Raw genomic sequence first — 26454 nt, forward strand, 5'->3', positions numbered from 1 at the left:
GGGGTTTAGGGGAGATGTTGTCTAGTAGGTATCAGTTGATTCCTCTGACTGGTATGTGTTAAGACATCGCCTCGGTGTGAATGTGGTTATTTTTATACATGAAGTCGATACGCGCAACCGTTATGCCAGTTTTGAAGCCATTTTTGTGCATCAAAACTGGCATAACGGGTGTGTTAATCGGTTAAGCAGAATGTGCGATAGTGCGAACTCTTCGAATTTAACGGGGTTTGTAGATTGTAGGTTCGTGAAAGTTGCTAGCGTCGGACGCTGACAACGCCCGCGTCCACATTGAGAGTGATTGGAATCCTCATCCGTGCGTGAACCATGGAACGCAATGCCAAGTCAGGTTTCACGAATTACTAAAGTTCCTACGCGCCGAAATAGTACCCAAGTAAAACGAGCCAAATCAAACAAAACCCCATCTAAAATCTCGAGAATTGCTTAATCATACTCTATGAGTGAGTTTGCGGGAGAGCATCATACTTTCAAACAGTTATGCGCAACGCAAGATATAAAAACATGTATAACAGTGCAACAGGCTGAACAGTGAACTAAAAGTATAAACAGTCAACGAGAAGCATAAAACATGCGACACGCCCGGATAAATCTATGATTTTGACGAGGTTGTAGCGTATCCTTGAACTTGTATGTGCAGACACGTATGTGAATGCTCGTATACGTTTCTTATGTACGCTTTACCCATGTAGAACGTACATAAGAAACGGACAACTGAAGAACGATATTATCCGCTAAGTCAAAGAAAACTATTTTAATGACAGATAACAAGAACGAAATCCAGAAGGTCGCTATCAACGATATCGGCACTGAAGAGGATTTCATCAAGGCAGTCGATTCCACTATCAAGAACTTCGATGATGGTGATCTCGTTGAGGGTACCGTTGTAAAGATCGATCACGATGAGGTACTTCTTGACATCGGCTACAAGACTGAAGGTGTTATTCCTTCCCGCGAGCTTTCTATTAAGAAAGACGTGGATCCAGACGATGTTGTTGAAGTTGGCGACACCGTTGAGGCACTTGTCATCACTAAGGAAGACAAGGAAGGCCGTCTTATTCTTTCCAAGAAGCGCGCACAGTACGAGCGTGCTTGGGGCGACGTTGAGAAGATCAAGGATGCTGACGGTATTGTTGAAGGTACCGTTATTGAAGCTGTTAAGGGTGGCTTGATTGTTGACATCGGTTTGCGTGGCTTCTTGCCTGCATCCCTCGTCGAAATGCGTCGTGTGCGCGACTTGGCTCCATACATTGGCCAGACTATTCAGGCTAAGATTCTGGAGCTTGATAAGAACCGTAATAACGTTGTTCTTTCTCGTCGTCAGTACCTCGAAGAGACCCAGTCTGAAGTTCGCGAGACATTCTTGTCCCAGCTTAAGAAGGGTCAGATTCGCGAAGGCGTTATTAGCTCCATCGTTAACTTCGGTGCATTCGTCGATCTCGGCGGTGTTGATGGTTTGATTCATGTTTCTGAGCTGTCATGGAAGCATATCGACCATCCATCCGAAGTAGTGAAGGTTGGCGATAAGGTTACCGTTGAAGTACTCGATGTTGATCTCGATCGCGAGCGCATCTCCTTGTCCCTCAAGTCCACTCAGGAGGATCCATGGCAGCGTTTCGCACGCACTCATGTTCCAGGACAGGTTGTTAAGGGTAAGGTGACCAAGATTGTACAGTTCGGTGCATTCATCTCTGTTGATGATGGCATCGAGGGTCTCGTACACATCTCTGAGTTGGCAAACCGCCACGTAGAGAACCCAGAGACCGTTGTAAAGCCTGGTGACGAAGTATTCGTTAAGGTTATTGACGTTGATCTCGATCGTCGTCGTATTTCCTTGTCTCTCAAGCAGGCAACAGACTCTGTTGACCCAGCTTCTGAAGACTTCGATCCAGCTCTGTATGGCATGCCAGCAGAGTATGACGAGAACGGAAACTACAAGTACCCAGAAGGTTTCGATCCAGAAACTAACGAATGGATTGAAGGCTTCGAAAAGCAGCGCGAAGAGTGGGAAGCTCAGTATGCAGCAGCTCACGACTTGTGGGAAGCTCACAAGGTATTTGCAGCTAAGCAGGCTGAACTTGCAGCAGCATCTGCTGAAGCTGATGGTGTAGCTGAGGAAGAAGCTCCAGCTGAAGAAGCTGAAGCAACCAACTACAGCTCTGCTCCAGCAAACGAAGGTACTCTTGCAGCTGATGATCAGCTCGCAGCTCTTCGTGAACAGTTGCTCAGCGAGAACAACTAAGCATAGCTTATTGCGTTAAAAGGGCTTGAGATGAGGGACTTTGGTTCCTGTCTCAAGCCCTTATTCTTTACGTTTTACTTACTTTTACTTATATTTTTACTTAATTTTTCTTATATTTTTCGCGCAATATCATAACTACTTTCAAGATAATCATGAGAGCCACCGATGCGAAAGTGACAATAAGCCAGTTCCATGAATAATGGAAGGCCAATGGCACAGATAGTATTCCTATAACACCGAAAATTGTAACGGCAACAATAACAATAACTGAAATCAAATCTTCTTTCTTATTACGCGCATTAATATGCTGATTCATAGTAGTCACCAATCCTTTTTCTTATTCTTATTCTTTTTCTTATTCTATCGTTTTCTATCGTTTTCTATCGCGAGTTTTCATGTTAGTGGGTTGCTATCGTTTTGTTATCTGGGAGATATCGGGGAGGTATTCCGGGGAATCGTCGGGGAGATGCGTAGCACCTTTGAGAACAAATTCTCGTGGCATACCACATCGATGTGTGTATGAGATGTACGTGGTTGATTGTTAATACCTAAGGGTGCTACATAATCAACAGTAATACACGGCGAAAAGGGTTATGGCATAATATGAACTAATGAATACTATGATGCGTGTAGGAATAACAGGCGGTATAGCTGCAGGGAAGTCAACACTAAGCCGTCATCTAAGGGAACAAGGTTTTACTGTAATTGATTACGATGAGCTTGCTCATTCACTGTCACAACCCGGTAGTCCTGTGCTAGACCAGGTACGTACCGTTTTTGGAGATAACAGCATAGCAGCGGACGGAAGTCTGAATCGTTTATGGATGGCGCAGAACGTGTTTACAGATGCCCACAAACGGGAACAACTTAACGCGATTATGCATCCTGCAGTCTATGCGCTTGCTGCTCAGCGTGAAAATCGCGAACAGAGCGAATGGACTGCTCAGTGTGAAACGCGCGAACCGAATGAGCAGGGCGAACAGAGCAAAGTTTTGGTACAGCGCGAACAGAACAAACGCGATGAGCAGGGTGAAAAGCGTGAAAAACACGAACAAGTGTCGCTTCAAAACAATCTTAAAAAGCTGAACAACAAGCTCTCCATTATTTTTCATGATATTCCGCTTCTTGTAGAAACCCGTGAGATTGCTTCATCTCAAGGCCTCACATGGGATTATATTATTACCGTTGAAGCTGCAAATGATGTGCGTATTGCGCGCATGATGAACACAAGGCATATGACTGCTGAGCAGGCTCGAGCGCGTATCGCCTCTCAGCTAGAACGACAAGAGCGCGAGGCTGTAGCTGATGCTGTGATTGATTCTGAACAGCCTTTGGAAGATATGTATGCTCAGATAGATGGCATTGTGAGTGCTTGGTTGAGCAGTTGAACTTGATTCAACTCCTCAACTTTACTCAACTGTCCTCAAATCAAAGAATACAGACCACACCCGGCTCAACTCAACTGCACATGACCGAATTCACTTGAACTCAACGAGTACCGAGCGGATGCATAATGAGAAATAATAGGAAATAATAAGAAATCCTGCAGTATGCCTTCAGTGCATCTGATGTTCAGCTCATACACGCACGCCATTACACTAGAGCTATGGGTTTTCATGGGATTGAACGTATAGATAAGCCGTTTGTTGTTAAATCGCCATATAAGCCGTCGGGCGATCAGCCGAAAGCTATTGATGAATTGGCTTCGCGCATCGAAAACGGCGAAACAGACGTGGTGCTCATGGGTGCCACAGGTACGGGTAAAACAGCAACAACTGCGTGGCTTATTGAGCGATTGCAGAGACCTACGCTTATTTTAGAGCCAAATAAAACCTTGGCTGCCCAGCTTGCTGCAGAGTTTCGTGAACTCATGCCAGATAATGCTGTAAATTATTTCGTTTCTTACTACGATTACTATCAGCCTGAAGCGTATATTCCTCAAACTGACACCTTTATTGAAAAAGATTCGAGCATTAACGATGATGTGGAGCGCTTGCGTCACGCCACCACAGCAAATCTGCTCACACGCCGTGATTGTGTAGTTGTTGCAACTGTCTCGTGCATTTATGGTTTGGGAACTCCCGAGGAATACGCAAGCCAGATGCTCTTCCTCAACCGTGGCGAAATGATCGAAAGAGATGAACTGCTGCGCACTTTTGTGAATATGCAGTACAAGCGCAATGATATTGCTTTTGTCCGTGGAACCTTCCGTGTGCGCGGAGATACGGTGGAAATAATTCCTGTGTATGAGGAATTAGCTATTCGTATTGAATTCTTCGGAGACGAAATAGACCGCATATCGACTCTGCATCCTATTACGGGGGATGAAATTGAGGAAGTAGATTCGATTCATATTTTCCCTGCCACGCATTATGCAGCGGGACCGGATCGGTTGGCGCATGCGGTAGATACGATTCAAGAAGAGCTTGACCAGCGTTTATCTCAGCTGAAGAAAGAAAATAAGCTGTTGGAAGCTCAGCGTTTGGAAATGCGCACAACATACGATTTGGAGATGCTCCAGCAGATTGGCACGTGTTCAGGTGTGGAGAATTATTCTCGTCATTTCGATAATCGTGCAGCAGGAACACCTCCGCATACGCTGCTTGACTTCTTCCCAGACGATTTCCTTCTGGTTGTTGACGAGTCTCATGTTACTATTCCTCAAATCGGTGCTATGTACGAGGGAGACGCCAGTCGTAAACGCACCCTGGTAGAGCACGGTTTCCGCTTGCCATCTGCTATGGATAATAGGCCGTTGAAATTCCCTGAGTTCCTCACACACATTGGGCAGACAGTATATTTGTCCGCAACTCCAGGTGACTATGAGAAGGAGCTGTCGGATGGAGTCGTGGAACAAATTATTCGTCCGACTGGTCTGCTCGATCCGAAGATTGATGTGCGCCCAGTCGATGGACAAATCGATGATCTTCTTGCAGAGATTAAAGCACGTGTTGCGAAGAATGAACGCGCATTAGTGACGACCTTAACCAAGAAGATGGCCGAAGACCTCACTGATTATCTGCTTGAGCGCGATATTAAAGTAGAGTATTTACATTCTGATGTTGATACCCTGCGTCGAGTAGAACTGTTGCGTCAGCTGCGTGAGGGCGTTATTGATGTAATCGTGGGTATTAACCTGTTGCGTGAGGGCTTAGATTTGCCTGAAGTATCCTTGGTGGCAATCCTTGATGCAGATAAGGAAGGTTTCTTGCGTTCGTACCGCTCATTGATCCAGACAATTGGTCGTGCTGCACGAAATGTCTCGGGAACAGTCATTATGTATGCGGATCGACTTACCGACTCCATGCAACTTGCTATCGATGAAACTAATCGTCGTCGCGATATTCAAATGCGTTACAACAAAGAGCATGGCATAGACCCGCAACCGTTGATTAAGAAGATTAGTGATGTGAACGATATGCTGGCAAAAGAAGACGTGGATACGGAGGAATTGCTCTCAAGCGGATACCGTAATTCAGGTAAAGCAGGAAATTCGCACCTTGGCGTGCCAGATATGGATGCTAAGAAAGCCCAAGAACGTCACGAGAAAATTTTGGAGGCAGGTCTTCCTGCTCAAGACTTGGCAAACCTCATTCGTCAGCTGTCTGATCAAATGCATACCGCAGCTGAGCAGCTTCAATTCGAGTTAGCAGCTCGTTTGCGCGACGAGATTCGCGACCTGAAAAAAGAGCTTCGTCAGATGACTCAGGCACAATAGAAGAAGTTGTTAAGAGATTAGAGAAGGCAATTAACTAAATGAGTGAAACTCCCGTATGGTTTATGGCTGCCACTTTTGTGGTTTTAGCGCTGTTTTTCGTGGTTGATTTAATAATTATTGGACGTAAGCCGCATATTCCATCGACTAAAGAGTGCGTACAACATATTGCTTTTTTCGTTGCTATGGCACTTATTTTTGGGGGGCTTATCTGGGGCTTTGCTGGATCGCAACCTGCCATAGAATTCTATTCAGGCTGGCTCACCGAGTACTCGTTAAGCGTCGATAATCTTTTCGTTTTTGTGATTATTATGGCGAACTTTTCAGTGCCTAAAAATATTCAGAAGTATGTGCTCTCTGTGGGTATTGCGCTTGCTTTAGTGTTGCGCGGTATTTTTATTTTGGCGGGTGCAGCAATTTTGGAACGCTTTACATGGGTATTTTTCCTCTTTGGAGCATTTTTGATTTATACCGCAATAAAGTTGGCGATGGGGGAAGATGACGACGAGGAGTATAAAGAGAACGCTCTGATTAGTTTTATGCGGAAAATAGTGAAGATGAGCGATCAGTATGACGGTAAGAAAATGACTACGATGGTTAATGGCGTCCGTCATTTTACGCCTATAATTGTTCTGTTTGTCGCTATCGGAACAACCGATGTTATGTTCGCCTTTGATTCCATCCCTGCTATTTTTGGTTTGACTAAAGATCCTTTTATTGTTTTTACCTCTAATGTTTTCGCTTTGCTCGGATTGCAGCAACTGTACTTCCTTTTAGGTGCTTTGCTCGATAAACTTGTTTATTTGCCTATAGGATTATCTGTTGTACTTGGTTTCATTGGCATCAAACTGGTGATGGAAGCGTTGCACGATAATACTTTGCCTTTTATTAACGGGGGAGAAGGTATTCACGCGGTTCCTCTTGTGCCAACGTGGATGTCGCTAGTCGTCATTATCGCTTCTCTCGGTATTGCTGCTGGTGCAAGCATTATTAAAATGAAACAGCTTGAAGCTATCGAACAGAAATAATCAATATTTTTTAACAATGCGAAACGCGGTTATGAAACGGGTGTGTGGCAAAAGTACGCTAGCCCAAGTAAACTAAAAATGTGAAATATGGGCGTTGCCCATTCCGTCTAGAAAGAAACAGGTAGGCATTCATGCGCAAGGCAAAGATTGTCGATACAATTGGTCCAGCTTCCTCAGCTCTTGAGACTCTCAAGGAAATGGTTAACGCTGGTATGAACGTAGCTCGAATCAACCGTTCCCACGGTACATTCGAAGAGCATATGAACGTTTATAACAACGTACGCCAGGCTGCTCAGGAAACCGGCAAGAATGTTGCAGTTCTCGTTGATTTGCAGGGTCCAAAGATTCGTTGTGGTTGGGTTGAAGAAGACGCTAACGGCGACGATAAAGTATGGCTCGAGCAGGGTCAGGACTTCGTTATTACTACAGACGAAGTAACTGGTAACAAGGAACGTGTTTCCACTACTTTCAAGGGTCTTCCAGGCGACTGCCACCCAGGAGATCCAATTCTTATCGACGATGGTAAGGTACAGCTCGAGGTCGTTAAGGTGGAAGGCAACAACGTACACACTAAGGTTGTTGTTGCAGGTCCTGTATCGTCCCACAAGGGTTTGAACCTTCCAGGCGTTGCAGTATCCGTTCCAGCATTGTCTGAGAAGGATGAAGAAGATCTTCGCTGGGGTATCCGCACTGGTGCAGACATTATTGCTATGTCCTTCGTTCGTTTCGGCACCGATATTGAGCGTGCACACGAAATTATGGACGAAGAAGGTCGCCGTATTCCAGTTGTAGCAAAGATTGAAAAGCCACAGGCTGTTGAGAACCTCGTTGACATCGTTAAGGCATTCGATGGCATTATGGTTGCTCGCGGTGATATGGCTGTGGAAATGCCATTCGAGCAGGTTCCACTCATCACCAAGCGCTGCATCGAGCTCGCTCGTGCATACGGTAAGCCAGTTATCGTAGCAACTGAAGTTCTCGGTTCTATGGTTAAGGTTCCAGTACCATCTCGTGCAGAAGCATCTGACTGCGCTAACGCAGTTCTCGATGGTGCAGACGCAACCATGACTTCTAACGAAACTGCTGTTGGTGATTACCCAGTAGTAGTAGTCAACACCATGGCTCGCTTGTCTAGCTATGCAACTGAGCACGGCTACGATCGTATTCCAGGCATCAAGGATGAAGAATTCTCCACCACTGCAGCTGTGGCACACTCCGCAGTAAGCTTGGCGGAGAAGACTGAAGCTAAGGCTATTGTTGCTTTCACCAAGACAGGTGAAACCGTACACCGCGTATCTGCTGAGCGTCCACAGACTCCTATCTTCGGTTTGACCACTGATGAGCACACCAAGTGCTGGCTTGGTCTGTCTTGGGGTGTTGAGGGCATTAAGCTCGATACTGAATACCACGGTCTGTCTCGCAACGAGCTGATGACTCTCGCAGACAACACTTTGAAGGCACAGGGTGCTGTTGCTGATGGTGACACCATCGTACTCATCGCTTCTGCTCCTTCCGCAAACGAAGCTGGTTCTACCGACTCCGTTTACGTACACACCGTAGGTGCTCGCGATTAATTCTTAAGAATTAATCTACTGAAAAGTGGGTTGTAGCTGTTGTTACAATCCACTTTTTCGTTTTCTGTGTGTGAAATATATAGGTTCTTCGGTTTTTTTAGTGGGGTTGTGTAGGTTGCAGGTGCGTGATTGTTGTGAGTGTGGAACGCTGACAATGCTTGCGGTCATCGTTGAGAGTGTTTTCAGTTTTCGTGCTGTGCGTGAATCGTGGACTGCTAGAGCAAGTCATGTTTCGCGTCTTGGGTTATACGCCTAACCAGATAGAAACGGGTTCTTGAATCATGGAATGCTAGAGCACGGCATGATTGACGAACTCATCTGAGATAGGTGTAGCGTTTAACCATATGCGTGAACTATGGAGTGCTAGAGTGAAGCATGTTTCACGTTGTGTTTTACCCCTGTGAACATGATTAGAACACTCGTGAATCATGGAACGCTCTACCAAGTCACGCTTCACGAACCACCCTAGGGCTCCTACACACCGCAATAATAACCAGATAAGCCAAACCAAAACCCCACGAAAACCCCAAGAGCCAATATATATCGAGAGCTCTTGAAATTTCAGGGAACACGCCCAAAAACAAAAATATTTGCCATCGTCCGCAATAGCGTGTATATTCTTACAAGTACCGCCCCGGTATCCCAATTGGTAGAGGAAACAGCCTCAAAATCTGTGCAGTGTGGGTTCGAGTCCCACCCGGGGCACAAAATGTGAGGTCTCAACGGGGAGCTCTCAGTAACTTCCCAGTGTTCAAACTAGGAAGGGTGAACGATTATGGCAGATGATTCACACGCGAAGCGCACAGTTGTTGTTGCCGAAGACGAAGCTTTGAACCGCCTAGATATTATTGAATCTCTCAATGATGGTGGGTACGAAGTTATCGGTGAAGCAGCTAATGGACAAGAGGCTGTAGATATTGTGCGAGCTAAGCATCCAGATATCGTTGTTATGGATATTAAGATGCCAGTAAAAGATGGTATTACTGCTGCTCGTGAAATTAATGAGGAGTTCCTTGCTCCTGTTGTTATGCTCACAGCTTTCTCCCAAAAAGATCTTGTAGCCGAGGCTATTGATGCTGGTGTTATGGCTTATGTGATTAAGCCATTCGTGCCAGATAAGCTTTTCCCAGCTTTAGACGTTGCCTTCAGCCGTTTTGAGCAGATGCGTGTTTTACGTAGCCGTATTAGCACTGGAGCTTTTGTTGAACACGAAGCTCCTGCTGATGATGAAGTAGCAGCATTGCGCGAACAAGTAGAGGATTTGAAGAATCGTTTGGAATCTCGCAAGCATGTTGATCGTGCTAAGGGCTTGCTCATGGAAAATATGGGCTTGTCTGAGCAGGAAGCATTCCGCTGGATTCAGAAAACATCTATGGATCGCCGCTTAACCATGTTGGAAGTGGCTGATGCTGTGATTGCTCAGATTGAAGGCTAAACTCTTCTCCATACTTTTATGGCTAGGAATTGTAATTCCTAGCCATAATTGTTAGCCATCAAGTACTATAGAAGTTATGGTTTCACGTCTTTTAGTTATCGATGGTCATTCATTAGCTTTCCGCGCATATTTTGCTTTACCTGCTGACGGTTTTTCTACCGCTTCCGGGCAAACAACAAACGCTGTCTACGGTTTTACTACCATGCTGTCTCAGGTACTGAAAGAAATACAGCCAACGCATATTGCTGTTGCTTTCGATGTAAAAGGCGGAACATTTAGAAACGATTTATTGGAGCAGTATAAAGGCACGCGCGATGCTGCACCAGAAGATTTACTGACTCAATTACCTCTTCTGCATGATTTATTGGATTCCTTAGATATTTCTTATGTAGAACGTCAGGGATATGAAGGTGACGATATTATAGCCACTTTAGCTACTGTGGCACGAGATAATGGCTTCGATCACACCTACGTGCTTTCGGGCGATAGGGATGCTTTCCAGTTAATTGACGATAAAATTACTGTGCTGTATCCGGGGCATCATTTTAAAGACTTGAAGCATATGACTCCCGAAGCTGTTTTCGAGAAGTATAAGGTATATCCACAGCAATATCCTGATTTGGCTGCGCTCCGTGGTGAAACAGCCGATAATATTCCTGGAGTTCCAGGAGTGGGTGATGGTTTTGCTGCAAAATGGATTAATGAATATGGCAGCTTAGACGGCATTATTGAGCACGCTCAAGAGATTAAAGGCAAAAAAGGAGAGGCCTTACGCGAGAATATTGAGCAAGTTCAGCTCAATCGTCGCGTTAACGCTTTGGTTCGCGATGTAGAACTGGATGTGAGTTTAGAAGATTTTGAAATTCAACAGCCAGATGCGTCAAAAATTGATACTGCTCTGAGTGTATTCGAATTTGGTGTTACTATTAAGCGTCGCATTTATAATGCTCTTCACGCATGTTTTACGCATGATGAATCTGCTACTGCTGCTACAAAATTTACTCCTGCACGTCGTACCGCCTCCTCAAGTAGTGCAGCCAGTAACGCAGACGATATGAGTCAGTCAGCTCCATCGCATGTTAACGACCTCCTTAACTCATTGCATCTTAACGTGGTTATCGATGCACACACAGCAGAGCAAGACGTTGTACAAGCCATTCAATCATGGTCTACTCAGCTGAGCAAAGAACATAATCATGAATGGGGTATGTATGTTGAAGGCGATGCACACCCAGAAAAGCTCAACGTACGCCGTATTAGCCTAGCAGCACGCTCGGGTGCAGCACTATCTCTACCGGCGCATGTATTGAACAGTCATACAGTGCGTGAAGCTCTACACACGCTCATTACTGAACATGGTCACAAGTGCGTGCTCCATGGTTTCAAAGCATGCTTACATGTGATGGATAAACTCGGTATTAAACTGCCACAGCCAGTCTTAGATACTGAACTAGCAGCATATTTGCTCAAGCCTGATGACGATGATTATTCTTTGCCAGTTCTTCTCAGACATGATGCCCAACTTGAGGAGGACGATATTACCGGTCAAGCCGCTACTGAAGTACAGGGAGCTTTTGATTTCGATAGCGACGAACCACTTAATGATGTGAGTGAAAAAGATATAGCTGCTCAGTCAGCACGTTGCGCTCTTGCTTTACTTGCGCTATATGACGTATATATGCCAACTCTTGAAGAACGCAATCAGCACAGCCTACTCAAAGATATTGAGTTACCTGTATCTCGAGTTCTTTTTGCTATGGAAAAAACAGGTGCAGCTATTGACCGTGCTCGTTTACGCTCCATGCTTGAAACTTTTACTGCAGATGCTACTCAGGCACAAAATATTGCATGGGAGCAGGCAGGTTCGCAAATCAATCTGCAAAGCCCTAAACAACTCCAAAGCGTACTTTTTGACGACATGGGTTTGCCTCCAACAAAGAAAACAAAAACCGGAGGATATACGACTAATGCAGCTGCTCTCCAAGATCTTTATGTACGCTCTCTCAACAATGAGCGTGCGCACACGTTCTTAGGGGCCTTATTGAGACATCGCGAAATGAATAAACTCAAGCAAATCGTACAAACGCTTACAGAATCCATTGACCCACGTGATGGTCATATTCACACGACTTTCGAACAGACGGTGGCAGCAACTGGACGTTTAAGCTCTACAGAGCCTAATTTGCAAAACATTCCTAACCGGAATGCTGCTGGACGAGAAATTCGTGCTGCTTTCGTACCATCGGAAGGCTTCACATATCTGCTCTCTGCTGATTATTCACAGGTAGAGCTACGTTTGATGGCTCATTTATCTGGAGACGAGGGGCTTATCGACGCTTTCAAATCTGGTGCAGATTTCCATCGTTACGTTGCTTCCTTGGTATATGGCATTCCTGTTAACCAGAGTAGTGGTGACCAGCGCTCACATATTAAAGCGATGAGCTATGGTTTAGCTTATGGGTTAAGCACATATGGTTTGGCTCAACAGCTCAAGATTTCTCCTGCAGAAAGCGATATTCTCAAGAAGAAGTATTTTGATACATTCGGGGGAGTACACGACTATTTAGAGTCTTTGGTAGCACAGGCGAAGCGTAAAGGATATACTGAAACAATGTTCGGACGTCGCCGTTACTTCCCAGGTTTGCGCTCTACGAACCGTCAGGTGCGTGACGCTGCTGAACGTGGCGCGCTGAATGCACCTATACAGGGTTCTGCAGCCGATATTATGAAGCTCGCTATGATTAAGGCCGATAAGGCTTTGAATGAGGCTGGTGTACGCTCTCGCGTAACAATGCAGATTCACGATGAACTTGTGGTGGAGGTTGCACCAGGGGAAGAGCAAATTGTACCTGATTTAGTTCGTGATGCGATGGAACATGCTATTGATCTTGCGGTGCCATTAGATGTGTCTACCGGTTTAGGTCCGGACTGGCAGCAGGCAGCTCACTAAGATTAAGATTAAGAGGAGTACGTGATGAATGTTGGCCAGATTGTAGATGTTCTCGAAGAACTCTATCCTCTGGATTTGGCTGAGGATTGGGATGAGCCAGGTCTTATTGTGGGCAATCCTCAATGGAGTGTACACACGATATATTGTGCGGTCGATCCTACAGAAGAAACTGTGAACGATGCTATTGCTCATGGTGCGCAGCTTATGATTACGCATCATCCGCTGTACTTTAAAGCTACGCATACCGTTGCAGGCTCTACTTTCCGCGGTGCCTTGGTTACAAAGCTCATTGAAAACCATTGTGCATTGTGGGTGGGGCATACGAATGTGGATTCTGCTGAGCGCGGTCAAGGTTTTGCTTTTATTGATGTAATGAGATTGAAAGATCAAGGTCCTCTCGTTCCTCACCGTGATAATCCTGCTCTTGGATTGGGACGTATAGGGAAGTTTGATACGCCGATACTGTTGGGTGATTTTGCGTTAGATATTGCTCATAATTTGCCACATACTGAGTCTGGTGTGCAGGTCAGTGGCGATCCTTTTCAAGAGATTTCACGTGTAGCTGTGCTGCCTGGATCGGGAGATTCTGAAATCATGGCTGCTGCTCGTAGTGGTGCTGATGTGTATGTGACGAGTGATTTGCGTCATCATCCAGTTTTGGATGCACGTCAGGAAACAGGATTAGCGTTTATTAATACGCCGCACGCAGCCATCGAGAAACTTGCATTCAATCTCATGGTGCAGGACGTGCCAGCGGCTGTACGCGCCCGTTATAACGAGGAGATTGAGATGCTCATAACGAGCATTAACACAGATCCTTGGAATGTACGCTTCTAGCAGAGAACAGTGCGAGTAGCAAAAAGGCAGATAGCTAAGCTATCTGCCTTAATTATTGAGTCGGGCTGGCGGGATTTGAACCCACGACATCTTGTACCCAAAACAAGCGCGCTACCAAGCTGCGCTACAGCCCGAGTCTGTGCTGAGCTAAGCTCAACAAGAGAAAACTATACAACAATCTGGGAACTTTTGCACATGGGCGTGTTGCCTTGGAAATACGCCAAAAATAGCAGGGCTCATATAATGACCATCGAAATCCTACGAGTGTTTCGCTGTCTCAAGCCTACGAAATAATAGAACAACGAACAGGGAGAGTGTTGTCCATGAATGTATTAGGCCGTCATCAGCGCGCCGAAACTGTAGGAATTTTTACGTCCATTGCTACGTGTGCCAGCGTATCGTACGCAACATATGCTTATACTCAATCAGCGAAAGCAATTTGGTTGCTTACCAGTCGTCGCATTATTATGACTTCTGTCTTTCTGGCATGCTGCACAGCAGTGGTTTTTATCTGCGGGTATGCGCGCAACGGTTTTAGTCACGAGAAGAAAACTTTTCTGCGCTTAGTACGCCGCAGTGGTGAGCTAATCGCTTTAACCGTTGTATATACGGTGTCTATTGGTCTTATTTCTGCAGCTTTGCAAATGTTCGTAGCTCAAATCCTCGGTAAGTCTTTTGCGAGCTACCAGCTGCCTGTTGTAGCTTTTGTGGCAAGTATTGTAGGGTATACGGTTTTCGTACAGGCGGCTTTAATGACCTCTCGAACTATTGCCACCTTACTACCTGTTTTCGTGATTTCTGGTGTGACCTTAGCTGGTATGACCAGCGATGATCCAGTGTGGTGGAAGAATAATTTCTCTCAGCTGGGAGATCGCACCACTTTTGCAGCAAATATTTTTAACTTCACGGTTATTCTTGCGGGCGCAACAATGCTGATTATCAGCTATTTCGCTGTTTCAGAAATTACTACGCAACATCGCTTATTTGAACGGCATTTCAAAGAGCTTCCTGAAAATAACGAGTTCTTAGCTCGTCGCGCAGTTCTTGCTCTTTTGCTGACGGTGGCGGGGGTTATGTTTATGGGTATTGGTTTGTTCCGGTATTCACCGCATCCTATTTTGCATAATGTTTTTGCGCGCGGTATTGCGTTGCCCATGACATTACTGATGATAGGCATGCCGTGGCTTGTTCGTCAGATGTCTGTTGCTTTCTACTTCGTGTCCGATTTTATTTTGGCAGTTATCGTGGCGGCATACATCTATTGGTATCAAGGATATACATCCTTAACTAATGTCGAGGCTTTGGCAGCTATTTTATTTATGGGATGGTTTATCCTGTTTTCCCGCCAAATTGCTGCTTTGGAATCCGATCGTCTCGAAGCCTTAACGAATTTGCCTGCAGACATCGTTCAGGAAATGGGACATTCCCGTTTGGATCATGAAGCTTAAGCTGCTCATAGGTTACGATAGGGAGTATGACTACCCTTCCCGATCCATGGACAGCTCCACAAGCACAACATCCGCTCAACGCTACAGTAGATGTTCCTGGCAGTAAATCATTATCGAATAGATATATTATTTTAGCTGCTTTAGGCTCTCAACCTGTGCGTTTAGAAGGTCTGTTGCGTTCGCGCGATACTGAGCTGATGATGGCTGCTTTAGACCAGCTAGGTGTGCGCTGTGAGATAGATTCAACGGTAGAAACAACAGTAACTGTTTATCCTCCTCAAGACGGTATTTTTACTGGTAACTGTACTGTTTACTGCGGTTTAGCAGGAACAGTAATGCGTTTTGTTCCAGCTTTAGCGCTTTATGCTGATGCTCCTGTGCGTTTTGACGGAGATACGCAGGCGTATAAGCGGCCGATGAAGCCTGTGCTCGATGGATTAGAACAATTAGGTGCTCAGATTGAGTATGAAGGTGCTGAAGGCTTTTTACCTTTTACTATTACGCCTCCACGTGCTCGTGAAGGACAACACCATATTCGTATTGATTCCTCGCAATCATCTCAATTTATTTCTGGTCTGCTCTTAGCTGCAGCAAAATGGTCGGATACATTAGAGATTGAGCATACGGGCGATACCCTTCCTAGTATGCCTCATATTCGCATGACTATGGATGATATTTCTCGAGCAGGAGGTCAAGTTCTGTACCACGAAGCTGTATGGACTGTGCCATCACATGAGGTGCAGCTTGCTCACACAGTTGTGGTGGAGCCTGATTTATCGAATGCTGCTCCGTTCTTGTGCGCGGCATTGATTGCAGGTGGCACTGTGCGCGTACCACGCTGGCCGGCACAGTCTACACAGCCAGGCGCATTATTACCTGACTATTTACGCTCATTTGGAGCGCAAGTTCAGTATGATTCTTCCACTCAGATTCTGACGGTTCACGGTTCAGGAACTATTGATGGTGCAGGAGAGCTTGATTTATCTCCAGCAGGCGAGATTGCACCCACTCTGGCTGCTTTAGCGGCTGTTGCTCAATCTGATTCCACTTTTACGGGCATCGCTCATTTGCGCGGGCACGAAACAGATCGTTTAGCTGCTTTAACGACGGAAATTCAGCGTTGTGGAGGTTCAGCTCAAGAAACTCAAGATGGTTTAGCTATCCATGCTGTTAAGCGTTTTGCACTGCACGGAGCTGTGATGGAAACCTATGCAGACCATCGTATGGCTACCTTTGCAGCTCTTATCGGCTTAATTGTTCCAGGAATTGATGTGGTCAATGTGGCTACAACGCGCAAAACGATTCCTGATTTCGTGGGTTTATGGACGGCGATGTTAGAAGAAGGTTCAAATGACTGAGTTTTATGATGATTTGATTCATGCTCTTGAATATGCAGATGTTGCAGATGAGATAAGTATGAATCGTTTTGGTGCTTTGGATTTGCATATAGATACGAAGCCTGATAATACGCCCGTTACTGATGCTGACCGTGCAGTGGAACGTGCTATTCGTAACAAGATTGCATCTCACAATCCTAGTGATTCGATTTATGGTGAAGAATTAGGAAAGCAGGAGAGCACAGGACGTCGTTGGATTATTGATCCGATTGACGGCACGAAGAACTTCGTGCGTGGAGTTCCTGTATGGGCAACTTTAATTGGGTTACAAGTGGGAGAGGATCTGGTTGCTTCTGTTGTCTCTGCACCAGCATTGGGCATGCGCTGGTTCGCAGCTCAGGGAGCAGGTGCATTTATGGGCACAGATATGAATAATGCTCGGCAAATTCATGTGTCGAAAGTATCTCGTCTTGAAGATGCCTCCTTATCTCTGTCGAGCTTATCGGGATGGAAAGAACGAGGCAATCGTGACAAAGTTATTGATTTAACAGATCAAGTCTGGCGTTTACGCGGCTATGGCGACTTTTGGCAGTACATGCTGGTAGCTCAAGGAGCAGTGGATATTGCTGCAGAACCAGAACTCGATTTATATGATATGGCTGCACTTGTGCCCATTATTACTGAAGCCGGCGGTTCTTTTACTGATTTGAATGGTAATCCAGGACCATGGGGTGGATGTGGATTAGCTACAAATGGTTTATTGCATGCTCAGGTCTTAGAAAAATTGCAATAAAATAGTCCTGGACTCGATATATAGTCCAGGACTATTTTAGTACGAATAATGCTTATTAAGCGTTGAACTTATTGCCGTAAGCATCGCCTTCAACAGCTAACTGTGCTACCTTCTGAGCAATAGCCAACTCTTCGTTAGTTGGGATAACGCAGACGGTTACCGAGCTATCTGGAGTAGAAATCACGCGTGGCTCAGAAGAACGGGTTTCGTTCTTTTCAGCATCAATCTTTACGCCGAACGGAGCGAGCTTCTCACACACCATAGCACGGATAGGGTCAGAGTTCTCACCCACGCCAGCAGTGAAAGTGATAACGTCCAAACCACCCATCTGAGCAGTGTAGTTGCCAATGTATCCAACAATACGGTGGACGTACATGTCAATAGCCAAAGCAGCAGTCTCGTCGCCGCCATCGCGCAAAGCCAAAACTTCGCGCATATCGCCATGACCGGTCATACCCATCAAACCGGACTTCTTGTTGAACAAAGTATCAAGCTCGTCAACGTTCATACCAGCGTTACGAATCAAATGGAACACAGCTGCTGGATCAATGTCTCCGGTACGCGAACCCATCATCAAACCTTCCAAAGGAGTCAATCCCATGGAGGTTTCTACTGGCTTACCGGAAATCTGAGCGGATACAGAAGCACCATTACCGATGTGTAAAACAATCTGCTTCAAACCTTCAGAAGGCTTACCAGCAACCTCAGGCGCAACCTGTCCAATGAACTCATGAGAGGTTCCATGAGCGCCATAACGACGAATCTGATACTTGTCCGCAACTTCCTTATTCAGAGCGTATGTTGCAGAAGCATCTGGAAGCTGGAAGAAGAAGGAGCTATCGAAAACGAAGCCCTGTGGAACATCTGGAAGAAGACGAGTCATAACCTCAGCACCAACAGCTTCAGGTCCGTTATGCAAAGGAGCCAAAACAGCTAATTCCTTAACCTTCGCAATATTTTCTTCAGTGACCAAAGCAGGAGTTGGGAATACAGAACCACCCTGAACCACGCGGTGGCCAACTGCTACCAGATCGTATTCCTTCAAGTTCGGACCATACTCATCGAAGAAAGCCAAAACTCGCTTAAGACCCTGTTCATGGTTTTCGATAATTTCGTCCTCGAAAACGTGCTTATCGCCATTGAATTTATGAGTGTAGATACCCTTAACAGGTTCGCCGATTTTCTCGACCAGACCGGAAGCGAGACCTTCGCCGCTTTCCAAATCAACCAGCTGATACTTAATAGAGCTGGAACCAGAATTAATAACGAGTACAGTCTTTGCCACTGCTCGTCCTCCCATCAAATATATTAGTTACCCATTAGTGAGATTACTCTGTGCCGCCTACTTTTACGCAGAAGACATAGAGTATGAATTATGTTGAAAAATGCTTAATTTCTTTATTATGTCTGTGCTTTAATCTTGCTGAGCGTATACTGCTGTCAGAGCGATAGTGTTAATAATATCGTCTACAGTTGCTCCGCGAGACAAATCATTTACTGGTTTATTGAGACCTTGTAAAACAGGGCCAATAGCCAAAGCTCCGGAGGAACGTTGCACAGCCTTATATCCAATATTTCCTGCAGATAAGCTCGGGAAGACGAAAACATTCACATGGCCAGCTACATCGCTTCCCTTTGCCTTTATGCGGGCAACTTGTGGGGACCACGCTGCATCAAACTGAATAGGTCCTACTACTGCTAAATCAGGATCGAGTTGCGACAGCTTGTCTGTTGCTTCGCTCACCAAATCGACATCTGGCCCTGAACCAGAACCCAAAGTGGAGTAGGAGAGCATACCCACCCGAGGCTCAATACCGAAAGCACGAGCCGTTTGAGCAGATTGCAGAGCAATTTGTGCCAGCTGGTCAGCATTCGGGTTAAGGTTAATCGCACAATCAGCGAAAACAGCCACATGGTCGTCAAAGCACATAAGGAAAGCACCAGAGACCAAAGATTGACCTGGTTTTGTTTTAATAACTTGCAAAGCCGGACGTACTGTATTCGCTGTGGAATTCACTGAGCCAGAGACCAAACCGTCGGCTTGTCCAAGAACCACAAGCATAGTACCGAAATACGATGGGTCACTTAGCGTTGCGCGTGCTTTCTCTTCGGTCATGCCTTTGTGCCCACGTAATTCCACAAGCTTGGCAATCATCGGTTCTAATACTTTTTCATCATCCATTGCTTGGAACTGAGCATTATGTAGATTATTTAGCCCAAGAGCCTGAGCGCGTTGGAGAATCTCATCGTGGTTACCGACGATAATCAAATCCACAATATCGCGTTCAAGCAAATAATCAGCGGCTTGAATAATGCGGTCTTCTTCGCCTTCTGGCAAAACAACTGTTTTCTTGTTGTTTGCAGCTGTGGTGAGCAGACGTGCTTGGAAAGCGAATGGGGTAGTTGGAGTAGCAAAAGACTTATCTAATGCTTCCAGCACCTCGTCAGTAGAAGCTGCTGAAGCAAACGCCTCCAATGCTCCAGGAATATCTTCTGAAGTCTTGCAAGAACGAGCAGGAATAATCCAATGAGGATACTCTAAATCAGCCAAAACATCACGTAATCCCTGTGCCTTTTCGCTATCTTCAATATCTAAGCCAGTAACGAAAACGCCGGCTACTGAACAGCCTCTTTTGAGCGTATTTTTTACGCAGGAATCAATAGTTAAACGTACTTGACGTGGAGTACGAGGAATACAACAGATAGCTAAGAAGACTGGAGCCTGCACATCAGCAGCGATTTCAAGGTCGAGGATAAAGCTTTCTGGATCAAAAGCGCTACGATGATCTTGACCTGTAATAACCACTGCGTCTGGCTGAGTCTGAGCAGTGAAGTTCTCCCAAGCACGCGAAATATCCCCACGTGCTGCTTCATGATCATCGCTTGCTCGATTCGGACATAACACTCGGGACTGTTCGAAGTTTTGATCGACTGAGCCCAAAGCAATGAGCTGCTTAGTGAACGTGTCTTTATGGCATACAATTGGGCGGAAAGTTGCTGTAGCGTATCGTGTGGTTAATGCTGCAGTAACACCTGCCGCTACAACATTTCTACCGTTCTGTCCTTCAGGGCTAGCAATAAATACTGTTTTCACTCTCAATACTCCTTTGTGACGAGTGTGTAAGTGCGTTGAACGCCGTTACAGTGTGTATGCGCTGTTTATTATTTGTTTATGACTGGGCGGTTAACGCAAACATTTTTATTGTAGGCATGTGGCTGGAAGTTCCAACACGGCTATGAAGAGGGGGTTTTCTTCATGTGAATTCACAGTGAAAACACATGAAGAAAACCCCCTCGTTAAACCTTAAGTAACTAAGGAATAGTTTCTATAAGAAGAACTACTCGTTGTCACCTGCGGTTGCAGCTGTTGCAGATACAGCACCTGGCTTTTCGGTCTGAACGCCGGACCATACCCAGTCAGTGTAGTCTGGGTGATCGTAACCGTTGTCCACAGCGAACTGGAATGCTTCGGTACGGAATGCTTCGAGCTTCTCGATTTCTGCAGCGAACTTGTCTGCATCTACAGCACGGAGTGCTTCAGCAGTGAGCTCGTAACGATCGATGTTGTTCACGCGCACCATGTCAAATGGAGTGGTGGTGGAACCCTGCTCTTCGTAACCATGAATGTTGAAGTTGTCGTGGTTTGGACGGTTCCAGATGAGGGAGCGTACCTCACGAGCGTATGCATGGTATGCCATGAGAACTGGCTTGTCTGCAGTGAAGAGCTCGGTGAACTCTTCATCAGAGAGAGCTTCGTCGTTCTCAGAAGCATTCTGAATAGCGAGCAAGTCTACAACGTTGACGAACTTGTACTTTACGCCGTATTCCTTGAGCTTGTCAGCAGTTGCCATGAGTTCCTGAGTTGGGACGTCACCGATGGAAGCGAGAACGATCTGTACGTCATCGCCTTCAGCGTTGGAAGCCCACTTCCACTCAGCAGCACCCTTTTCGAGTTCTGCCTTAGCTTCGTCAAGAGTCAACCATGTAGCAGCTGGTTGCTTACCAGCGATGATTGCGTTGATCTTGTTGGTGGACTTGTATGCCTTCTCAGAAACAGCAAGCAACATGTTGGAATCAACTGGGAAGTAGATGCCAACAACGTGATCGTTGTTAAAGTTCTTGTTGAGCAAGATGTCGATAACACCTGGATCCTGGTGGCTGAAGCCGTTGTGATCCTGACGCCATACGTGGGAAGAAACAAGCAAGTTCATGGAGGAGATTGGCTTACGCCATGGAATCTCACGAACAGTTGCTTCAAGCCACTTAGCATGCTGGTTGAGCATGGAATCGATTACGTGTACGAAGGACTCGTAGGAGCTCCAGATACCGTGACGACCAGTGAGCAGGTAAGCTTCCAAGAAGCCTTCCATCTGGTGCTCGGAGAGCTGCTCAGTAATCTGACCAGTTACAGCCATGTTCTCGTCTACGAGTTCAGAGAGGTAGCCGTTGTCCCACTGCTTCTTGGTTACTTCGTATGCAGCCTGCAAACGGTTAGAAGCGGTCTCATCTGGTCCGAAGATACGGAAGCTATCTGGGTTACGCTTGATGATGTCGCGGGTGTACTCACCGAGCTTACGAGTTGCCTCGAGCTGGCCCCAACCGTGACCGAATTCCTTAACCTCAGTTACTTCGTAATCTTCGATTGCTGGCAAGTCGAGTTCTTCGCGAATACGACCACCGTTAGCGTTTGGATTCTCACCAATACGCAGGTCGCCTTCTGGCATGAAAGCGGTAACTTCTGGACGAATCGCGCCATCCTCAGTGAAGAGCTCTTCTGGCTTGTAGGATTCGAGCCAGTTCTTGAGAACCTGGAAGTGCTCTTCGGTATCACGAGCAGATGCCAACGGTACCTGGTGAGAACGCCAAGAACCTTCAGTCTTCTTACCGTCGATGAACTTAGGGCAAGTCCAACCCTTAGGGGTGCGGAAGATAATCATTGGGTAGAATGGACGATCAACATCGTTGGTCTGAGCAGTTGCCTTAATATCGCAAATCTCATCGAATACAGTTTCGAAGAGATCAGCGAAGCGACGGTGGATGCTCATTGCATCTTCATCATCGAAACCAGCAACGAACTCGTATGGTTCGTAGCCCATACCGTGGAAGAACTCGTGGAGCTCTTCGTCAGAAATACGAGCGAGGATGGTTGGGTTAGCAATCTTGTAACCGTTGAGGTGCAAGATAGGCAAAACGATACCATCGGTGCGTGGGTTTACAAGCTTGTTGGACTGCCAACCTGTAGCCAAAGGACCAGTTTCAGCTTCACCGTCACCAACGATTGCTGGAACGAAGAGGCTTGGGTTGTTCATAACAGCGCCATAAGCGTGGGAGAGAGCGTAACCAAGTTCGCCACCTTCGTGGATGGAACCTGGGGTCTCTGGAGCATAGTGAGATGGGATACCACCTGGGTAAGAGAACTGGCGGAAGAACTTCTGCAAGCCAGCTTCATCCTTGGTGATTTCTGGGAAGTACTCAGTGTAAGTACCGTCGAGGTAAGACTGAGCAGTACCAGCTGGTCCACCGTGACCAGGGCCCATGATGATTACTGTGTTCTGGCCGTGATCAGCGATGAGACGGTTGATGTGACCAATGAGGAAGTTCAAACCAGGAGTGGTTCCCCAGTGACCTACGAGACGATGCTTAACATCTTCGCGGGTGAATGGTTCCTTCATCAATGGGTTGCTACGAAGGTAGATCTGACCAATGGAAAGATAGTTAGAAGCACGCCAGTACTTGTCTACGCCTTCCAAAGCCTCCTCGGAAACTGGAGCTTCCAGCTTCTTCCATGGAGTACCGATTACAGGACTAGTCATATGTCCTTGCCTCCTATAATTAGGTGCATATTTACTAAACTGAGTGTGGCGGATTGCCCTTACTCATACGCCTATAATTTTATGGGATGGCTATGACTAAATCCAAGAAGTTTGTGTGGACGTGCACAATAATGAGCGATAATGTAAGCTATTGACAGGTCGGATGTTTATTTTTGTTTCAATACTTTACGTAAAAATCGAGAAAAAAGTTTTATAAATATTGCAAAAATAGGGAAAGTAGCTATGTTAGGTTTTTGAGCGGTGTGTGCGAAAAATGTTCTTCGTTTTCATAAAGTGGAATTTTTGAGCGTGTCGCGCCGTTTTGTGTACAAAATTTTTACGACTTCAGAGTGCGATTTCAAGAGTGCGATTTTATAGGACTGCATAGTGGTCTTTATCGTACCTTTCAGAGCACTCTCTAGAACATTAGTTTCATCGCGTTATGTAGCAGCCATTCACACAGCCAATGTCTTAAACATAAAGCATAATCAAGTAATCAATATATAAGGTATGTCCCCGCAAGTCTCGCTTCTGAGCTATTGCCCCTGAGCGCGATTTTGCGGAGTCTTTTTGGAGGAAGAAATGGCGAAGGGTTCTGTATTAGTCGTTGATTTTGGTGCTCAGTATGCACAGCTGATTGCTCGCCGAGTACGTGAGGCACATGTGTATTCTGAGATTGTTCCTCACACCATTAGTGCCGAAGAATTAAAAGCAAAGGACCCTCAAGCAATTATTCTTTCTGGTGGTCCTGCTTCTGTTTATGTAGAGGGTGCTCCTTTACTCGATCCAGCTATTTTTGATTTAGATATTCCTATGTTGGGTATTTGCTACGGCTTCCAAGTGATGGCTCATCAGCTTGGGGGTGTAGTAGATAAGGCAGCTTTGGGTGAATATGGTAAGACTGAGGCTGTGATTGATGAAGCTCGCAGTATTTTGGCTGGGTCTCCGCAGGAACAATCAACGTGGATGAGCCATGGTGTAGCTGTGAAACAAGCTCCTGATGGTTTTGAAGTATTAGCGCATACTGAAGGTGCTCCTGTAGCAGCTATGGCGAATAAAAGCCGTGGATTATTTGGTGTGCAGTGGCATCCAGAAGTGAAGCACACTCCTTTGGGGCAAGATATTATTGAAAACTTCTTGCATAACGAAGCTGGCTTAGATCATAGCTGGGATTCTTCCTCGATTATTGAAGACCAAGTGGCTAAGATTCGCGCTCAGGTTGGCGATGCTCGTGTGATTTGCGGTTTGTCTGGTGGTGTTGATTCTGCTGTTGCTGCTGCTTTAGTGCATAGAGCTATTGGCGACCAGCTTACCTGCGTTTTCGTTGACCATGGATTGTTGCGTAAAGGCGAAGTTGAGCAGGTAAAGAAAGACTTCGTAGAGGCTACAGGTATTAAGCTTGTAACCGTTGATGCTTCTGATGAGTTCTTAACAGCTTTGGAAGGCGTATCTGAGCCTGAACGCAAGCGTAAGATTATTGGTGAGAAGTTTATTCGTACCTTTGAGAAAGCAACCCGCCAGATTGTCTCTGATGTTGCGGAAGAAGGCGGAGAGATTAAGTTCCTCGTTCAAGGAACACTGTATCCAGATGTTGTAGAGTCTGGAGGCGGTTCAGGAACGGCGAATATTAAGAGCCATCACAATGTGGGTGGTCTTCCAGACGATTTGCAATTTGAGCTTGTAGAGCCTTTGCGCACGTTGTTTAAGGATGAGGTGCGTGCTGTGGGAACCGAGCTGGGATTGCCAGATGAAATGGTGTGGCGTCAGCCATTCCCAGGACCAGGCTTGGCTATTCGTATTGTAGGTGAGATTACTCGTGAGCGTCTGGCTGTGCTGCGTGAAGCTGATGCTATTGCTCGTGAAGAATTGTCGAAGGCTGGCTTGGATCGCGATATTTGGCAGTGCCCAGTTGTTTTGCTTGCCGATGTTCATTCTGTGGGTGTTCAAGGTGATGAGCGTACGTATGGTTCGCCAATTGTGCTGCGTCCGGTAAGCTCTGAGGATGCTATGACTGCTGATTGGTCACGATTGCCATACGATGTCTTGGCTCAAATTTCTACGCGCATTACCAATGAGTGCCGAGAAATTAACCGCGTGGTTTTGGATGTAACTTCTAAGCCGCCTGCGACGATTGAGTGGGAATAGCCTAAGCACTAATTGAAACCATTGATATTACTGATTATTCTAAGGTTTCAAGTGGTTAGCTGAAGTATTTTTGAAGTACTTTTTAATAAGAAAAAGTGGTAAGCCACTTTTAAGAGAAAATAATTAAGCCAACAGAGTGTAAATTCTGCTGGCTTTTTTGCTATTTTATTAAATTTTCAGCACTTGATGTAAATTCTTGAATTAGCATTTCTTTGTCATTTTCATCAGATATTTCATCATACTTGGAAGCAAATTCTTGGTGAAGTACTTTAATATCATCAAGTAAAGTAGAATCTTTATCTAATGTACCACGCCGGATTCTTCCATAAATTCGGTTATAGTATGTTGTGAATACTTGATATAAAGGATTTGCCGCTTGTTTTTTCTTATATGTTTTCTTACTTGCGTATTCCTGACAAGTTGTATTTGTTCCTTCTACTTTTCTTAAACAATACTCAGCAAGGCTTGAATAACGGACTATGAAGTATCTATCGCAATTCTTACATTTTCTAAGACTCATTTCTTCATGTATTAAACTTTGAACCGTTTGTCGTAAAAATTTAATGATACTATCACAGACGGGAAATTCCAAAGGAGCATCCAATTTATTTGGGAGAGTTTTTATTACATCTTCCCAAGAACTAAATACTTCATCTGTGGTAGTCCTTATAAAAGGATTTAATTCATTGAACACCAATTTCTTTTTGATGTGGGTTGGTTTTTGTTTCTGGTGGATTCTCTTTTTTTAGGGGGGATGATAGGGGTTGTGGATCAGGGTAAGGGTGTTCATAAGAATTTTAGAACTCGTGCTGTAGAACTCTCTTGAAGAAAACAAGAACTAATATAGAACCGGGTAATAAGGCAGTTATTCGAGTTTGTTTCTTTGCTTGGAGTATCACATGAAACATTGCGTGGATGGAGTCGCGCGACTGATGCTCAAGTATTTCCTTCTTTATCGGCGTGGCAGGCTTTAAGAAGAACTCAAACGGTTACATAGAGGAAGCAGGGAACTTACACGTGTCAATGAGATTTTACAGACACGTATCAGCTTTTTTCGTTTCCAGGTGTGAGCAGACCAGGAACTGGAATATGAGTTTGTTGACGTGTACGCGTCTAGATGTG

Annotated in this window: 17 protein-coding genes and 2 tRNA genes; 13 read left to right on the plus strand and 6 right to left on the minus strand. The window is 45.6% G+C overall.

Annotation, left to right across the window (positions count from 1 at the left end):
* Positions 1–772: 772 nt before the first annotated feature.
* On the plus strand, positions 773–2257 hold the full coding sequence (gene rpsA, locus G464_RS0107410) for a 30S ribosomal protein S1 (protein ID WP_021617228.1): 1485 nt from the start codon (positions 773–775) through the stop codon (positions 2255–2257).
* A 100-nt stretch (positions 2258–2357) separates the two neighbouring features.
* Here rpsA and G464_RS0107415 read toward each other — a convergent pair whose 3' ends face one another.
* The gene (locus G464_RS0107415) at positions 2358–2573 is read right to left on the minus strand and encodes a hypothetical protein (protein ID WP_021617227.1); all 216 of its coding nucleotides are present in this window, start codon (positions 2571–2573) and stop codon (positions 2358–2360) included.
* Between the two features lie 295 nt (positions 2574–2868).
* On the opposite strand from G464_RS0107415, the gene coaE reads away from it, so the two are divergent.
* From coaE to G464_RS0107455, 8 genes are all read left to right on the plus strand, one after another.
* Entirely contained in the window at positions 2869–3645 is a 777-nt protein-coding gene (coaE, locus tag G464_RS09770; protein ID WP_051126700.1) for a dephospho-CoA kinase, read from the plus strand.
* A 218-nt stretch (positions 3646–3863) separates the two neighbouring features.
* Positions 3864–5975 carry an excinuclease ABC subunit UvrB gene (gene uvrB, locus G464_RS0107425; RefSeq protein ID WP_022857340.1) on the plus strand — a complete coding sequence of 704 codons (2112 nt, stop codon included), beginning with the start codon at positions 3864–3866 and terminating at the stop codon, positions 5973–5975.
* A 38-nt stretch (positions 5976–6013) separates the two neighbouring features.
* Complete coding sequence (locus tag G464_RS0107430) at positions 6014–7000, plus strand: TerC family protein (RefSeq protein ID WP_021617223.1); 987 nt, start codon at positions 6014–6016, stop codon at positions 6998–7000.
* 131 nt (positions 7001–7131) lie between these two features.
* Complete coding sequence (gene pyk, locus G464_RS0107435) at positions 7132–8574, plus strand: pyruvate kinase (RefSeq protein ID WP_022857341.1); 1443 nt, start codon at positions 7132–7134, stop codon at positions 8572–8574.
* A 631-nt stretch (positions 8575–9205) separates the two neighbouring features.
* Positions 9206–9279 (plus strand) — tRNA-Leu (locus G464_RS0107440).
* A 70-nt stretch (positions 9280–9349) separates the two neighbouring features.
* Positions 9350–10009: an ANTAR domain-containing response regulator gene (locus tag G464_RS0107445; protein ID WP_021618488.1), complete on the plus strand. Its 660-nt coding sequence runs from the start codon at positions 9350–9352 to the stop codon at positions 10007–10009.
* A 76-nt stretch (positions 10010–10085) separates the two neighbouring features.
* Positions 10086–12959: a DNA polymerase I gene (gene polA, locus G464_RS0107450; protein ID WP_022857342.1), complete on the plus strand. Its 2874-nt coding sequence runs from the start codon at positions 10086–10088 to the stop codon at positions 12957–12959.
* A gap of 24 nt (positions 12960–12983) precedes the next feature.
* Entirely contained in the window at positions 12984–13796 is an 813-nt protein-coding gene (locus G464_RS0107455; RefSeq protein ID WP_022857343.1) for a Nif3-like dinuclear metal center hexameric protein, read from the plus strand.
* Positions 13797–13856: 60 nt separating this feature from the next.
* Here G464_RS0107455 and G464_RS0107460 read toward each other — a convergent pair.
* Positions 13857–13930, minus strand: a tRNA-Pro gene (locus tag G464_RS0107460).
* Positions 13931–14119: 189 nt separating this feature from the next.
* Here G464_RS0107460 and G464_RS09420 point away from each other — a divergent pair.
* The 3 genes from G464_RS09420 to hisN are packed head-to-tail and all read left to right on the plus strand — an operon-like array spanning position 14120 to position 17374.
* The gene (locus tag G464_RS09420) at positions 14120–15244 is read left to right on the plus strand and encodes a hypothetical protein (RefSeq protein ID WP_022857344.1); all 1125 of its coding nucleotides are present in this window, start codon (positions 14120–14122) and stop codon (positions 15242–15244) included.
* A gap of 26 nt (positions 15245–15270) precedes the next feature.
* Complete coding sequence (aroA, locus tag G464_RS0107470; protein WP_022857345.1) at positions 15271–16602, plus strand: 3-phosphoshikimate 1-carboxyvinyltransferase; 1332 nt, start codon at positions 15271–15273, stop codon at positions 16600–16602.
* Complete coding sequence (hisN, locus tag G464_RS0107475; RefSeq protein ID WP_022857346.1) at positions 16595–17374, plus strand: histidinol-phosphatase; 780 nt, start codon at positions 16595–16597, stop codon at positions 17372–17374. Before aroA ends, hisN begins: the two co-directional genes overlap by 8 nt.
* Before the next feature lie 55 nt (positions 17375–17429).
* Here hisN and G464_RS0107480 read toward each other — a convergent pair whose 3' ends face one another.
* From G464_RS0107480 to G464_RS0107490, 3 genes are all read right to left on the minus strand, one after another.
* Entirely contained in the window at positions 17430–18659 is a 1230-nt protein-coding gene (locus tag G464_RS0107480; protein ID WP_022857347.1) for an acetate/propionate family kinase, read from the minus strand.
* Positions 18660–18788: 129 nt separating this feature from the next.
* Positions 18789–20474, minus strand: coding sequence for a phosphate acetyltransferase (gene pta, locus G464_RS0107485; protein ID WP_026472693.1), 1686 nt, complete (start codon positions 20472–20474; stop codon positions 18789–18791).
* A gap of 238 nt (positions 20475–20712) precedes the next feature.
* Positions 20713–23187: a phosphoketolase gene (locus tag G464_RS0107490; protein WP_022857349.1), complete on the minus strand. Its 2475-nt coding sequence runs from the start codon at positions 23185–23187 to the stop codon at positions 20713–20715.
* A gap of 582 nt (positions 23188–23769) precedes the next feature.
* Between G464_RS0107490 and guaA the strand changes: the two genes are divergently transcribed.
* Positions 23770–25332: a glutamine-hydrolyzing GMP synthase gene (gene guaA / locus G464_RS0107495; protein ID WP_022857350.1), complete on the plus strand. Its 1563-nt coding sequence runs from the start codon at positions 23770–23772 to the stop codon at positions 25330–25332.
* 160 nt (positions 25333–25492) lie between these two features.
* On the opposite strand, the gene G464_RS09425 is transcribed toward guaA, so the two are convergent.
* Positions 25493–26026 carry a DUF6076 domain-containing protein gene (locus tag G464_RS09425; RefSeq protein WP_208853780.1) on the minus strand — a complete coding sequence of 178 codons (534 nt, stop codon included), beginning with the start codon at positions 26024–26026 and terminating at the stop codon, positions 25493–25495.
* Between the last annotated feature and the right edge of the window lie 428 nt (positions 26027–26454).

The sequence above is a fragment of the Alloscardovia omnicolens DSM 21503 genome (assembly GCF_000420505.1).
Lineage (GTDB): Bacteria > Actinomycetota > Actinomycetes > Actinomycetales > Bifidobacteriaceae > Alloscardovia > Alloscardovia omnicolens.

Excerpts from the sequence above, each read along its gene's own strand:
- coaE (WP_051126700.1), top strand. The coding sequence starts at position 2,869 with ATGAATACTATGATGCGTGTAGGAATAACAGGCGGTATAGCTGCAGGG.
- guaA (WP_022857350.1), top strand. The coding sequence starts at position 23,770 with ATGGCGAAGGGTTCTGTATTAGTCGTTGATTTTGGTGCTCAGTATGCA.
- uvrB (WP_022857340.1), top strand. The coding sequence starts at position 3,864 with ATGGGTTTTCATGGGATTGAACGTATAGATAAGCCGTTTGTTGTTAAA.
- G464_RS0107490 (WP_022857349.1), bottom strand. The coding sequence starts at position 23,187 with ATGACTAGTCCTGTAATCGGTACTCCATGGAAGAAGCTGGAAGCTCCA.
- aroA (WP_022857345.1), top strand. The coding sequence starts at position 15,271 with ATGACTACCCTTCCCGATCCATGGACAGCTCCACAAGCACAACATCCG.
- G464_RS09420 (WP_022857344.1), top strand. The coding sequence starts at position 14,120 with ATGAATGTATTAGGCCGTCATCAGCGCGCCGAAACTGTAGGAATTTTT.
- rpsA (WP_021617228.1), top strand. The coding sequence starts at position 773 with ATGACAGATAACAAGAACGAAATCCAGAAGGTCGCTATCAACGATATC.
- polA (WP_022857342.1), top strand. The coding sequence starts at position 10,086 with ATGGTTTCACGTCTTTTAGTTATCGATGGTCATTCATTAGCTTTCCGC.
- pyk (WP_022857341.1), top strand. The coding sequence starts at position 7,132 with ATGCGCAAGGCAAAGATTGTCGATACAATTGGTCCAGCTTCCTCAGCT.
- hisN (WP_022857346.1), top strand. The coding sequence starts at position 16,595 with ATGACTGAGTTTTATGATGATTTGATTCATGCTCTTGAATATGCAGAT.
- G464_RS0107455 (WP_022857343.1), top strand. The coding sequence starts at position 12,984 with ATGAATGTTGGCCAGATTGTAGATGTTCTCGAAGAACTCTATCCTCTG.
- G464_RS0107415 (WP_021617227.1), bottom strand. The coding sequence starts at position 2,573 with ATGAATCAGCATATTAATGCGCGTAATAAGAAAGAAGATTTGATTTCA.
- G464_RS0107445 (WP_021618488.1), top strand. The coding sequence starts at position 9,350 with ATGGCAGATGATTCACACGCGAAGCGCACAGTTGTTGTTGCCGAAGAC.
- G464_RS0107430 (WP_021617223.1), top strand. The coding sequence starts at position 6,014 with ATGAGTGAAACTCCCGTATGGTTTATGGCTGCCACTTTTGTGGTTTTA.